The organism is Desulfitobacterium hafniense DCB-2, from assembly GCF_000021925.1.
GTDB classification, from domain to species: Bacteria; Bacillota; Desulfitobacteriia; order Desulfitobacteriales; family Desulfitobacteriaceae; genus Desulfitobacterium; species Desulfitobacterium hafniense.
In genome coordinates, this window is sequence record NC_011830.1 from 4928996 (window position 1) to 4942325 (window position 13330).

Consider the following 13330-nt stretch of genomic DNA (forward strand, 5'->3'; position numbering starts at 1 on the left):
AGAATAATTGGGGTTTCAGCCGTTTCTTATGAGATCTTCCGCAAAATCTTTATGAAATCTTTATGGGCCGGCTAAAAACCTTAATCCTCTCTTTATATGATCGGTGCTATAAATAGAGGCGAAGTTGTTGCTTTAACGATAAAAGGAGCTGGCATAAACAATGATCTCTTCCCTCAAGCGTTTCTTAATCGGACGTCCTTTAAAATCAACAGAGCTGGGAGAGCAAAAGCTTAATAAAAAGAAAGCTTTGGCCATTCTGTCCTCAGATGCTTTATCCTCAGTGGCTTATGGTCCGGAGCAAATCCTGATTGTTCTGGCTGCAGTGGGCGCAGCTGCCTTTTGGTATTCTCTTCCTCTTGCCGTGGGGGTTTTAATCCTTTTAGTGGCTTTGATCCTATCTTACCGGCAAATTATTTTCGCCTATCCTCACGGCGGCGGAGCTTATATGGTTTCTAAAAATAATTTGGGGGTTACTCCGGGATTAATAGCGGGCGGCTCTTTATTGGTCGACTATATTTTAACAGTGGCTGTCAGTGTCTCCGCAGGCACAGACGCCCTGACTTCCGCCTTTCCTGCCCTGCACGCCCATCATGTGACTATCGCCATTCTCTTTGTTGTTCTCCTTACGATTCTTAATTTAAGAGGGGTAACAGAATCTGCTTCTATATTGGCTTATCCAGTCTATTTATTTGTCGTTGCCTTATTGATCTTGATCGGAGCAGGGGGATACAAGATTTTGACGGGCCAGGTCTCACCTGTATTGTCTGCACCTATCGGTACACCTGTCGCAGGATTAAGCCTTTTTTTGTTGATGAAAGCCTTCGCCTCAGGAAGTTCGGCCTTAACGGGAGTGGAGGCCATCTCCAATGCCATACCGAATTTTAAGGAACCCGCCCCGAGCAATGCCGCCAAAACCCTGATGGCCATGGGGGGTTTGCTGGGAATCCTCTTTTCCGGCATTGTGCTCTTAGGGTATTTCTATGGAATTGCTCCCAGTGAAGAGGTCACTGTGGTCTCTCAGATCGCTGAAGATGTCTTCGGGCGCAATTACCTCTATTATTTTATTCAAGGAACAACCGCCCTTATCCTGATTCTGGCCGCCAACACCGGTTACTCGGCCTTTCCCCTTTTGGCGGTTAATCTTGCCAAAGATAAGTTTATCCCCAGAATATTCACCATGCGTGGCGACCGCCTGGGTTATTCCAACGGCATCATAAGCCTCGGTTTCTTATCCATTCTTCTGATCATTGCCTTTAAAGGACGCACTGAGCAGCTCATCCCGCTTTACGCAGTCGGTGTCTTCATTCCTTTTACTTTGTCCCAGACCGGCATGATCGTGAAATGGTTTAGAGAAAGGCCGAAAGGTTGGCTGCCCAAGCTGCTGATCAATGCCACAGGCGCTCTCATCTGTTTCAGTGTGACTTTGATTTTCTTTTTAACAAAATTTTCGCAGATTTGGCCCATTATCATCTTCATTCCCCTGATGATTTCTATGTTCAGAAAAATCCGCAGGCATTATGATGCAATAGCGGAAGAGCTGCGCGTTTCGGCCTGGGAAAAGGCGCTGCCGGTTCAGGGAAATATTATCATCATCCCCATTGCCGGGATCACCCGGGTTGTGGAGAACTCCCTCAACTATGCTCAATCTTTATCCCCACAGCAGATTATCGCCGTCCATGTCTCGTTTAATAAAGAGGACCAAACCAAACTGGAAGAGAAATGGGAAAACTGGCAGACCGGCGTTCGCCTGGTCACTCTCTATTCCCTGCGCAGGAGCATTATTCAGCCACTGACCAAGTTTATCGATTCCGTTGAACGGCGGACGGCGGAAGCCAATTATCAGATTACTGTTCTCATCCCGGAATTCATCCCTAAAAAAGGCTGGCATCATATTCTTCACAATCAATCCAGCTTATTGATCCGCACGGCTTTGCTCCATAGAAGAAATGTGGTTGTGACAACGGTGCCTTATCATCTCAAAAAGTAAGCACCAATCCCAAAAAGCAAGCGCAAAACTCAAACCGTAAGAACAAAACTTGTCGGCGAAATCCGTTGACTTCCTGGTGAGTAAATGTTAATATAACATCGTTATATAACGATGTTATATTAATTCGACAAGGGAATTGGAGGGTTAGGGCATGGTTGACAAGGAACAGACTACTCAGCAGCGGATTCTGCAGGCCGCCCAAGAGGAATTTCTGCGCCTGGGCTTTCAGAACTCTTCCCTGCGCTCCATCGCCAAGGCCTGCGGCGTAACCACCGGCGCCTTATATGGATATTACGCCGATAAAGACGCTTTGTTTGAGGCGCTGGTCCGGGAAGAGGCGGAAACCCTCTATACTATCTACCTGCGCGCTCATCAGGAGTTCGAAGCGCTGCCGCCGGAGCAGCAGCTTGCGGAGATGACTCAGCAGATCGAGCCGAGGATATGGAAGTGCTTTAATTACGTTTATGAGCATTATGATGCCTTTAAACTGCTTATCTGCCATGCTGAAGGGACATCTTATGAAAATTATGTCCATCGTCTGGCTGAAGTGGAGGTGGAGAGCTCCACTATCTTTCTTTCCTGCATGGAGAACATGGGGCGGCGGGTTACCCATATCCCGGATGATCTCAATCATATGCTGGCCAGCGCTTATCTGACCGGTTTTTTTGAAGTTGTCGCCCATGATATGCCTAAAGAAGAGGCCCGGGAATATATCGAACGTCTTACTGATTTTTTCAGCGCCGGTTGGAAAAACCTTTTGGGGCTTGTCTAGTGCACAGGGCACTCGCCCCAAAAATTTTTTGCCTATAAGTTAGCAGGAGCTAACTTTAACTTAAACAAGCTGACTATTATTTAAAGAGGAGGAGATTACCATGGATCAAACTAACACACCGGGAGCAGTGGCCCGCCTCAAGGAGTACGCGGGTCCCCACAGGAAAGAGTACGTCCTGTCGGTGCTGCTGGCCATACTGGGGGTCGCTTGCAGCATGATCCCCTATTTTGCGGTATCCCAAATGATTTGGGGACTGATTGAAGGAGGGAGTGATTTTAATTGGTATTTAGGCTGGTGCGCCGTGGCGGCCGCCGGTTTTCTGGGCAAGGCTGTGTTTCATAACCTCTCCACGAGTTTATCCCACAAGGCTACTTTTGCGGTGATTTCTGAAGTGCGGCGGCGGATCGCTCAAAAGCTGACCCGGGTTCCCATGGGCTATGTCCTGGATACTCCCTCAGGAAAGTTCAAAAACAGTATGGTGGAAAAAGTGGACAGTATTGAACCGACTCTGGCCCATGTGCTGCCGGAAATGACCTCCAATCTGCTGGTCCCCCTGGCTATTGTGGGTTACCTGTTCGTCCTGGACTGGCGCATGGCCCTGATCTCTCTGATCACTCTGCCCATTGGCGCAGTCTGCTATATGGGCATGATGAAAGACTATGAAAAGCGCTTTGGGGAGTATGTTGGTGTGGGCCGGCATATGAACGCCACGGCTGTGGAGTATATCAACGGCATTGAAGTGATCAAAGCTTTCGGGCAATCGGCCACTTCCTATAAGAAATTCGCCGATGCGGTCCATAAGAATGCTACCTATGGGCTGGATTGGATGCGGGATGTGCAGCTGTACTTTTCCATGGGCATCGGCATTTGGCCCGCCGTGCTCATCGGGGTCCTGCCTTTGGGCTGTGTTTTTTACATGAACGGCTCTCTGTCCGGAGCCGATTTCATCACGATCATGATTCTGGCCCTGGGCATCATGGCACCGCTGCTTTCCGCGATGTATTACACCGACGATCTTGCCAAAATCAAGGTTATTATCGGGGAAATCGGCGACATCCTCGATGAAGGGGAGCAAGTGCGGCCAACGGTTCTTGCCCGGCTGGACGGTACGGACATCGCACTCAAGGGCGTTACTTTCGGTTATGGGGAAACGGAGATCCTGCATGGGGTTGATCTGGCCATTCCCGCCGGGTCCGTAACCGCTCTGGTGGGACCTTCCGGCAGCGGCAAATCCACCATCGCCAAGCTCATCGCCTCTTTCTGGGATGTCAAGGACGGAACCCTCTCTATCGGCGGCGTGGATGTCAGGAACATTCCCGCCCCTCAGCTTATGGATAAGATCGCTTATGTAGCCCAGGATAATTTCCTCTTTGATCAGAGCATCCTGGAAAACATCCGCCTTGGCCGCCCAGCCGCCAGTGATGAGGAGGTGCGGGAGGCGGCTAAGGCTGCCGGCTGCCACGACTTTATTATGGGTTTGGCCGACGGATACGACACTGTGGCCGGCGGGGCCGGTGGACATCTCTCCGGGGGTGAACGCCAGCGGATCACCATCGCCCGGGCCATGCTCAAAAATGCCCCCATCGTTATTCTGGATGAAGCCACAGCCTATACCGACCCGGAAAACGAATCTGTCATCCAGGATGCCGTGGCCAAGCTGGTGGCGGGCAAAACCCTCATCGTCATCGCTCACCGGCTCTCCACCATCACGGATTCCGATCAGATTGCCCTGATTGAGAAGGGCCGGGTAGCTGCCCTGGGCACCCATGAGCAACTGCTGGAAAGCAGCCCATTATATCAGGAGCTCTGGCGGGCCCACATCAATGCTAAGGACGCTGCGTAAGGAGGAAATAAAATGATTGGAACGATTCGTAAATTTTTTGCCTTTGCCGGCAAGCGCGGGAAACTGATGCAAAAAGGCATTGCCCTGGCCCTGATCAATTCCATCTTCCAGGCCCTGCAGATTCTGGCCCTGGCGGTGGTCTTGCAAGGGATCGTGGAGGGAACGATGACCGCCGGAACAGCCTGGACCTCCTTCGCGATCATGTTCCTCAGTATGCTGGGGGCTATTCTTACCCGGCAGCGGGCCACCATGGCCCAAGCCGAGGGCAGCTTCATGATGTGCGCCGACAAACGGACGGAAATCGGCGATCGCCTGAAATACATGCCTATGGGCTATTTTAATGACCATAGTCTGGGAGCCATTACCGCCGCCGTTACCAACACCATGGAGGACGTACAGGATATCGCCCCCCGAGTCATGGATAAGATCATTCACGGCTATGTCCATGCCGCCATCATCACTCTGATGCTGCTCTTTTTCGATTGGCGCATCGGTCTGATCATCCTGGCCGGCATCCTGGTGTTCATGGGGGCCAATGGACTGATGCAGAAAAAATCCCGGACCATTTCCCCGGCCCGGGTAGCGGCCCAGTCTGCCCTGGTGGGTGCAGTACTGGAATATGTGCAGGGTATCAGTGTGGTGCGGGCTTTCAATCTGGCCCAGGCAGCCGGCCATACCCTTGATCAGGCCATCGACGAATGCGAAAAAAATAATGTGGGTCTGGAGATCGCCTTCATTCCTTATATGTTCCTGCAAAGCCTGATCCTTAAATTATTCAGTATTCTGGTGGTAATCGCTGCCATCGCTTTTTACCTGACCGGCAGCATGAACCTCACCACCTGCCTGCTGATGCTGATCTCCGCCTTTATTATCTACAGTCAGCTGGAAACAGCCGGCAGCATGTCCGCTTTGCTGCGCGCTATCGACATATCCATCGACCGGGTGGAGGAAATTCATCATACTCCGGTGATGGATGAGCTGGGCAAGGCTATCCACCCTCAGAGTTATGCTATTGAGGGCCGCAATGTCAGCTTCTCCTATGACAAGAAAAAAATCCTGGATGATGTCTCTTTCCGCATTCCTGCCGGAACCACCACGGCGATCATCGGTCCTTCAGGAGGAGGAAAAACCACCTTATGCCATCTGATCACCCGCTTCTGGGATGTGGACAGCGGTTCCATCACTTTGGGCGGCAGGGATGTGCGGGATTATAGCCTGGATAGTCTGCTGGCCAATTTCAGCATGGTCTTTCAAAAGGTCTATTTGTTCAATGACACTATTCTTAACAATATCCGTTTCGGAAAGCCTGACGCGACTCTGGAGGAGGTGCGGGAAGCGGCCAAAAGAGCCCGCTGCGACGACTTTATTATGATGCTGCCGGAGGGATACGACACGATGGTCGGTGAGGGGGGCGCCACCCTTTCGGGAGGGGAGCGTCAACGGATTTCCATCGCCCGGGCCATTTTAAAGGATGCCCCCATCGTCATTCTCGATGAAGCCACCGCCAATGTGGATCCGGAAAATGAAAGCCGGTTGCAGGAGGCTATCGCCGAAATGACCAAAAACAAGACCATCATTATGATCGCCCACCGGCTGAAAACCGTGCGCAATGCTCAGCAGATTCTGGTGCTGGATCAGGGCAGGATCGTCCAGCGGGGCGGCCATGAACAGCTTATGGCCGAGGGCGGGCTGTATGCCGACTTTATCGGCATGCGGGCCGCAGCCGTGGGTTGGAAGCTGGGCCGGAAGGGACTTGAAATGGATGTTCAAGGTGTCTGAAAGCATTTATTCTAATTTCTGAAGGATGAGGGTAACTGCTTTGTCTGCTAATTCCTGATCGTTCTTCGGACACCGTCCGCTAATCCCTACTGCTCCGATTAATCCATTATTTAAGACAACGGGAGTACCCCCTGGCATAGCCGTAAGACATGAATCACAAAAATAATTAATATTCAGTTGTTCTTCGGAAAGACGTTTATGGAAAGCTTCCGTTGTCGTTCCCATTCTGGAGGCCGTATAGGCTTTATTCTTTGCTAACTCAATACTGCGTATAGGTGCGCCATCCATCCTTAAGAAATACATCAAGAAACCATGGTTATCGCAAACAGCCATGCTTACAGGAGGTTTGCCATCTGATAAAGCCATTTCCACTATCCGGGAAGTCAGGATGTTTATACTGTCCATGGATAAAACCTGTTTCAAATCTATACCCCCTTCTTGCACTCTTTAACGCATTAATGAAGGAAGCCATAAGGAAATCTCTGGTATATAGGTAACCAGTAAAAGGATAAATATCATACCCAGGATAAGCGGGATAGCTGGGCGGGTGATTTCTTCTATTCTTACTTTTGATATTCCGGAAGCAACGAACAAATTAACTCCGACTGGTGGTGTTATGAAACCAATCGCTAAATTGACGACCATGATAACGCCAAATTGTATAGGATCCACACCCAGCTGTGAGACCATTGGCAGTAAAATAGGGGTTAAAATGATGATTGCCGCAAGTGCCTCCATAACCATTCCTACAAAAAGAAGAAATATATTGATCAACAACAATACAATAACTTTATTCGTACTGATACCCAATACAAAAGCTGCCACTGTCTCAGCGACTCGCTCTATAGTAATGAATCTGCCAAAGATTGTCGCCATAGCCATAAGAATAATGATCACCGCGGTGGTGGAACCTGACTCGACCAGACAATTGTACATATCCTTGAATTTTAAATCACGGTAAACAAACAGTCCAATGAGCAAACCGTAAGTTACAGAAATGGCTGCTGCTTCCGTAGGAGTCATATATCCGCCATAAATACCGCCCAAAATAATAACAGGTACGACTAAAGCCAATTTGGCATCCCATGCGGCTCGAAGTACTGCAATTATATCTATTCGATCTTTATTGCCTTTCCAACCATTTTTCTTTGAGGTACTATAAGCCAGAATCATTAAAATTATACCAATTAGGACTCCAGGAATAATACCTGCAATAAACAGTTTTCCAACCGATTCTTGGCCAACAACTCCATAAATAACAAAAGGATTACTAGGTGGAATAATGACACCAATTGAGCCGGCAGCTGCTACTATTGCCGCACTGAAAGCAACGCTATATCCCTGCCTTTTCATTTCAGGTATCATCATAGTTCCCACTGCAGCAACCGTCGCCGGCCCGGAACCGCTTATTGCGGCAAAGAACATGCAGGTAATAACCGTCACTAAAGCTAATCCGCCCGGGAAGAAGCCTACTAATTCATTGCCCAGATTTAACAGCCTTCTTAATAAGCCTCCGCTTCCCATGATGACTCCCGCAGCTACAAAAAATGGTATGGCCATAATGGGAAAGCTATCAATGCCGTTAAACGCTGCCTGAGAAAAATAATCCAAAGGTATAGCTTGAGAGTTTATTGTTGTAACCAAAGTAGCAATTCCCAAACTAAAGGCAATGGGTACGCCCATTATTATCAATAATATAAAATAAGCAAATAACAAAAGAGTAGCGTTAATATTATCAACCAGCAAAATGGGTAAAAACAGTATAATGGTAATTGCTATGCCCAGCACAATCGATTGAAAGCTCATTTCTTTGATGTCTGCAATAATGTTTTGCAGTGTTCTGAAGAACATCAGACTGATTCCCAAAGGAACGGCTAAATATGGTATGTACATAGGGATTCCCATTGCCGGAGTAACCTGATGATTGGTAACCTGCATAGTTATAGTGGCTATTCCGCCTTTAATCAGAATGTAAAACAAAACGAAGGTTAATAATGAACTGACCAAATTCAAGACTTTACTAAAAGAAACAGGTAAAATCCTGGTAACGGCGTCCACATTGATATTGGCTCGTTTTTTTATAACCAGAGCCGCCCCAATATATGAAACCCAAATAAAAACATATCTAGCTAACTCTTCCGACCATACATTAATGTTGGCAATATCGGCAAATGTCAATACATAACGGTTGATGACCTGTAAGGTTATTAAAATTGTAAAGAATAGAAAACCGGCCACTATTGCAACTTCTTCAAACCTTTGATCAAGTACCCTTAAAAGTCCCGAAAAGGTTTTTCTTTGTTGTGCTTCTTCTTTGATCATAATGATACAGTCCTCCATTTATCATTCCACTGAAGAGCAATACAGTATTTGGAGATCATTTTGGAGGATTCCTTCATTAATAAAGGTAGAAGGGATCCTCCATTGAATTCAAGCCATTATGACATTTTATTGAAAAACTTCTTCCTTTGTTTTGCCGATTGTTTTTAGAATAAGGTCAACATATTCCGGATCCGCTTTACCTTTGACGATAAACTCATCCCAGACCGGTTTAACGCTCCCCTTCCATTGCTTCATCTCATCAGGGGTAGGTTCATAAATTTTTATACCAAAGTTTTTGAAATTCTCTTTGGCTTCTTCTTCTTTCGTATTGGCAAGCTCTCTTTGCCATTGAACCGCTTCTTTTCCTGCATCTAATATCGCCTTTTGCAATTCAGGGCTTAAGCCGTCGAAAATCTTTTTGTTCATGACCAGAATGTCGGAACTATAGTTATAATTTATTTCGGTAGCAAATTTCAAAACTTCCTGGTGCTTTGTCTCCCAAAGTAAACCATAGGAATTCCCTTCGCCGTCAACGGTTTTTTGCTGAAGTGCGGTATATACTTCAGTCCAGCCTATAGGAGTAGGATTAGCACCCCATACCTTAAAGTCGGCCTGTTCAACCGGTGAGTTGGTGGTTCTTACTTTAAGACCTTTCATATCTGCGGGTAATTTAATTTCTTTTTCATTATTAACAAATTGACGGAATCCGTAATCCGGGTACATTACCACCTTAAAACCGGACTTTTCCAGTTCCTGAGATGCCAATTGACCCGGCTCGCCATCGACAACTTTGTAAACATCTTCTTTTGTTTGGAAAATATAGGGCAGATCCCAAGCTGTAAAAATATTGGTAAAGCTCGACATGTTCGGGGTGGATGAACCCCCAAATTCTATTGTTCCTTGCTGGGCGGCTTCGACCCCTTCGCGGTCATTGCCAAGAACACCATTATTAAATACGTCAACTACAATTTGTCCATTCGTTTTTTCCTTAACCAATTCCGCAAATTTAACATACCCCTGGGACACAGGATGATTATCCGATTTGGTTTGTGTCAAACGCATCTTCATGGCTTTCTGCTCGGTTCCGGCTCCTGCACTATCACTGGACGCTTTAGCGCCACAACCAACTAAAGAAAGTCCGGCAACTAATGAGACAACTAACAGTTTCCTTAAAAATATACCTTTTTGCATTATAGTCCCTCCTTAATTTGCACTTGCTGTTATGTCCTTAATAAGACTTTCACTTATTATGTTTTGCATCAACTCCTCCCCATTTCATTTTTGGATTTACTTAGTGAAGGTTCCCTCTATCGCAATGACCGTTACTATTCTACCTGAGCAGGTATCTCTGAGCAACCAGACCCTGCATGGCTATAAGAGCTGGGGCGATATCAGCCTGTCAAGGGCAGGAACTTCATCCCGGCTAACGCCCTCCCTTGACAGGCACCTTCAAATTAACATTTAAAGCAGGACCTTTTTCTTTCTTAGTTTTTATCCCAATTCCGATAATCAAGTTTTTGATATTTTGGCAATAAACGTACAGGAAGTTTTAGTGCATCTTTTCTAAAGGGTGGGGCTAATTGAGTTCCGTCGCACACTATCTCCAGGACGGTTGGCTTACGTGCTGCCAAGGCTCTTGCCAGTGCCGGGCCGACTTCTTCGGCTTTCTCAATCCTGACCCCTTCTGCTCCCATGGCTATGGCAACAGGTACGAAACTTTCCGGATTGGGAATATCTGCGCCAACAAAACGATTATTATAGAAGTCCACTTGATTCTTCTTCTCCGCACACCAACCACCGTTGCGGAAGACAATGGCTACAACGGGCAGGTTTTGTTCAACAGCCGTGCTGACTTCATGAAGACTCATTCCCCAGGCTCCATCCCCTATGATGGCGACTACAGGTGCATTGCGATCAGCCAGTTGGGCACCAAGGGCTGCAGGATAGGCAAAACCGGTGTTACCAAAAGTTAATGCCGCAATATGCATTCCTTTACCGGTAAATTTCAGATAGCTGTTAGCAGTGGAAGATACGTTACCGATATCGGTTGCTACAATAGCGTTTTCAGGGAGTGCCTTTTGAACTTCATAAAGGCCGCGGCGCGGATTGATAGGATCGCCGTCAACCATTGCCAAACTTACAATCTCATCCTCCCAATCCTTTTGCCGTGCTTTGATTGTAGCTAAGCGTCCTTTGTTGACTTCAGGTGCGGGAATTTTTGCTTCCAGCCGTTTAAGAATCTCTTTCGCAGCCTCTTTGGCATCGGCAATAATCCCTATTTCCACGGGGTGGGTTCGGGCAATATGGCGAGGATTAATATCTACCTGAATGATCTTGGCGTTTTCCGGGAAGTAGTTAATATCATATTGGGGCAGAGTACCAAATACGGAAAGCCTGGTGCCAAGGGCGAGAATAACATCTGCTTCGGCCAGGCTATGCATGGCCGCTTTTGATCCCATGTAACCGATAGGGCCAACCCAAAGGGGATGATCGGCAGGGAAAGCATCATTGTGCAAATAGGTACATGCAACGGGTGCTGTTAAAAGTCCGGCGATTCCAGCAACTATATCTCTGGCCTGCGTGTCAACAACGCCACGACCGGAGATGATTACAGGGCGTTCTGCAGAAAAGAGTAATTCCGCTGCTTTGTCCAGAGATGCCAGATCGCCACAACCACGTTGACTAACTCTGTATTGATGGGGTTCGAGAATTTGCTCTTCGACTTCGCCGTAGAAATAGTCTCTGGGAATATCATAGAGAACGGGACCACGCTCTGCGTAAGCAATGCGGAATGCGGTACGCAGGCAATCTGCAGCTCTGGAAGGATGAGGAACTTGGATTGCCGCTTTGGTAATCGCTTTAAAAATCTGCACTGTATCTGCTTCCTGGAAACCATCCCACCCTACTGTGGGTGTGCCTGCTGACGGACAAATGATAACCATGGGGGTGTGGGCAGAATTTGCAGCAGCTACGGAGGTTACCATATTTGTGATGCCAGGGCCGTTTTGGCCGATAATAACGCCGGCTTTTCCTGTCACTCTACAGAAGGCATCTTCCATATGACCCGCAGATTGTTCATGGCGTACAGATATGAACTCAATACCTGCTGTTGGAAATAAGTCTATGAGATCCATAAAAGCGGACCCTACAATACCGGAAACGTGTGTAATACCCTCTGCTACTAATGTTTCACAAATTGCCTCGCTAGGTGTCATTTTTATTTTTGACATTTTTTTGGCTTCCTCCTTGAATAGTAAGAAATTCTTAATCACGTCGTCACGTAATGACGTAATTACCAGTTATTCTACACATAGTTTACTATTACTCTTTGTTATGTGTCAATAGAGTTTTCTGATTTTTTTATTATTAAACCCGGCCTTATTTTCTCATTGGATTTCCGCCGCGGCCAAAGGTAGAAAAAAAGCTTAAACACCTTGCAAATACAAGGGGTTCAAGCTTTTAGAGTTTAAATTCTCCCGGAAATAAATCCCTAAATATGGTAAAGGAGCTATCCGCAGGCTGTACTAATCTTCTACAGAAATCGTTTTACTGCGACTATTATTACGTTTCATTTTTATTGTAATCGCGTATTTATCAGCACGAAAAGTGGTATTGACAACTTCAATCAGCTTTTTCTCGGGGCTGTAAGTGGATCGTTCAGTGACAAGCACACTTGAAGATTTACTTATACCTAGTAACTTGGCATCTTCTAAGCTGGGAACTTGACTGGTAATGGTCTCCTCTGCTTCACAAAGAGTAACACCCAGGGAATTCTCTAAAATTTCATAAATATTAGCTTGATCAAGATCAAATTCCGCTAACTTTTTACCAATTTCCAGATCAAAAAACTTTCGTTCAATAGCCATAATGTTATCATTAGCATAGCGAAGGCGTTCAATGAAATAAAATGATTCATTGTTAAACTTTCTGGCTATTGTTTCCGGTTTATTTCTTATCCCTGAAAAGAGCAATTTTGCGCCAGGTTTCATTCCAGCTGCTTCTATGTTTTCGGTATAAGATTTTAAATTACCATGCCACATTTCATGAACAGGCCGTAAATTAACAAAGGTCCCTCTCCCATGTCTTTTTTCAAGAAAATCATCACGAACTAAGGTCGAAATTGATTCGCGCACTGTGGTCCGACTTACATTAAATTCCTCTATAAGCTCGCGCTCACTAGGAATTTTTCCCGTATAGTTGCCTTTTAATATTTCGTTTTTAATGTATTCCGTAAGCTGTGCATGTAAGGGAACAGGGCTATAGGGATCTAATTTCATTAATTCATCACCGCCAACTTATAATGATGTAATTCATCTTCGATTTTTTAAATCAATTAGCCAATTACCAGGCAACTCAATTTTGATGTAAAATCCTTCTCTAGGTAAAATACATCACTTCCTATTACTTCTCAAGATATTCCGTTCAATTATAGCACATTTTGGAAATGGAGCCTATTTTTTTCCGTAAAATTGTCTGCATACTATGTATTTTTACCAAAAAGCAACAAAATGAGAACTCCTGAACTGACTTGGCTGCGGATGTCCAGCTGTATGCCGCTCATAAGGGAGAGCCGCCGGATTACTTATTAAAGTAACTGGCGGCTCTCCTTTGCGTATTTCTGCTTCCT

General features: G+C 46.3%; 9 protein-coding genes. 4 read left to right on the plus strand and 5 right to left on the minus strand.

The window, feature by feature from the left end:
* The first annotated feature begins 160 nt into the window (after nucleotides 1-160).
* From DHAF_RS23100 to DHAF_RS23115, 4 genes are all read left to right on the plus strand, one after another.
* Nucleotides 161-1987 carry an APC family permease gene (locus tag DHAF_RS23100; protein ID WP_015945357.1) on the plus strand — a complete coding sequence of 609 codons (1827 nt, stop codon included), beginning with the start codon at nucleotides 161-163 and terminating at the stop codon, nucleotides 1985-1987.
* Between the two features lie 151 nt (nucleotides 1988-2138).
* The gene (locus DHAF_RS23105) at nucleotides 2139-2759 is read left to right on the plus strand and encodes a TetR/AcrR family transcriptional regulator (RefSeq protein WP_005815945.1); all 621 of its coding nucleotides are present in this window, start codon (nucleotides 2139-2141) and stop codon (nucleotides 2757-2759) included.
* Between the two features lie 100 nt (nucleotides 2760-2859).
* Nucleotides 2860-4602 carry an ABC transporter ATP-binding protein gene (locus DHAF_RS23110; protein ID WP_005815946.1) on the plus strand — a complete coding sequence of 581 codons (1743 nt, stop codon included), beginning with the start codon at nucleotides 2860-2862 and terminating at the stop codon, nucleotides 4600-4602.
* Nucleotides 4603-4614: 12 nt separating this feature from the next.
* Entirely contained in the window at nucleotides 4615-6381 is a 1767-nt protein-coding gene (locus DHAF_RS23115; protein WP_015945358.1) for an ABC transporter ATP-binding protein, read from the plus strand.
* Between the two features lie 6 nt (nucleotides 6382-6387).
* Here the strand turns inward: DHAF_RS23115 and DHAF_RS23120 are convergent, their stop codons facing one another.
* From DHAF_RS23120 to DHAF_RS23140, 5 genes are all read right to left on the minus strand, one after another.
* Nucleotides 6388-6804: a GlcG/HbpS family heme-binding protein gene (locus tag DHAF_RS23120; protein ID WP_015945359.1), complete on the minus strand. Its 417-nt coding sequence runs from the start codon at nucleotides 6802-6804 to the stop codon at nucleotides 6388-6390.
* A 24-nt stretch (nucleotides 6805-6828) separates the two neighbouring features.
* Nucleotides 6829-8703: a TRAP transporter large permease gene (locus DHAF_RS23125; protein WP_015945360.1), complete on the minus strand. Its 1875-nt coding sequence runs from the start codon at nucleotides 8701-8703 to the stop codon at nucleotides 6829-6831.
* 126 nt (nucleotides 8704-8829) lie between these two features.
* Entirely contained in the window at nucleotides 8830-9894 is a 1065-nt protein-coding gene (locus DHAF_RS23130) for a TRAP transporter substrate-binding protein (protein WP_015945361.1), read from the minus strand.
* A 293-nt stretch (nucleotides 9895-10187) separates the two neighbouring features.
* Complete coding sequence (gene xsc, locus DHAF_RS23135) at nucleotides 10188-11933, minus strand: sulfoacetaldehyde acetyltransferase (protein ID WP_015945362.1); 1746 nt, start codon at nucleotides 11931-11933, stop codon at nucleotides 10188-10190.
* Between the two features lie 294 nt (nucleotides 11934-12227).
* Entirely contained in the window at nucleotides 12228-12980 is a 753-nt protein-coding gene (locus DHAF_RS23140; protein WP_011462089.1) for a GntR family transcriptional regulator, read from the minus strand.
* Between the last annotated feature and the right edge of the window lie 350 nt (nucleotides 12981-13330).

What these genes read in the sequence shown, in the direction of transcription:
- DHAF_RS23100 (WP_015945357.1), top strand. Translation starts at nt 161, where the DNA reads ATGATCTCTTCCCTCAAGCGTTTCTTAATCGGACGTCCTTTAAAATCA.
- DHAF_RS23105 (WP_005815945.1), top strand. Translation starts at nt 2,139, where the DNA reads ATGGTTGACAAGGAACAGACTACTCAGCAGCGGATTCTGCAGGCCGCC.
- DHAF_RS23110 (WP_005815946.1), top strand. Translation starts at nt 2,860, where the DNA reads ATGGATCAAACTAACACACCGGGAGCAGTGGCCCGCCTCAAGGAGTAC.
- DHAF_RS23115 (WP_015945358.1), top strand. Translation starts at nt 4,615, where the DNA reads ATGATTGGAACGATTCGTAAATTTTTTGCCTTTGCCGGCAAGCGCGGG.
- DHAF_RS23125 (WP_015945360.1), bottom strand. Translation starts at nt 8,703, where the DNA reads ATGATCAAAGAAGAAGCACAACAAAGAAAAACCTTTTCGGGACTTTTA.
- DHAF_RS23130 (WP_015945361.1), bottom strand. Translation starts at nt 9,894, where the DNA reads ATGCAAAAAGGTATATTTTTAAGGAAACTGTTAGTTGTCTCATTAGTT.
- xsc (WP_015945362.1), bottom strand. Translation starts at nt 11,933, where the DNA reads ATGTCAAAAATAAAAATGACACCTAGCGAGGCAATTTGTGAAACATTA.
- DHAF_RS23140 (WP_011462089.1), bottom strand. Translation starts at nt 12,980, where the DNA reads ATGAAATTAGATCCCTATAGCCCTGTTCCCTTACATGCACAGCTTACG.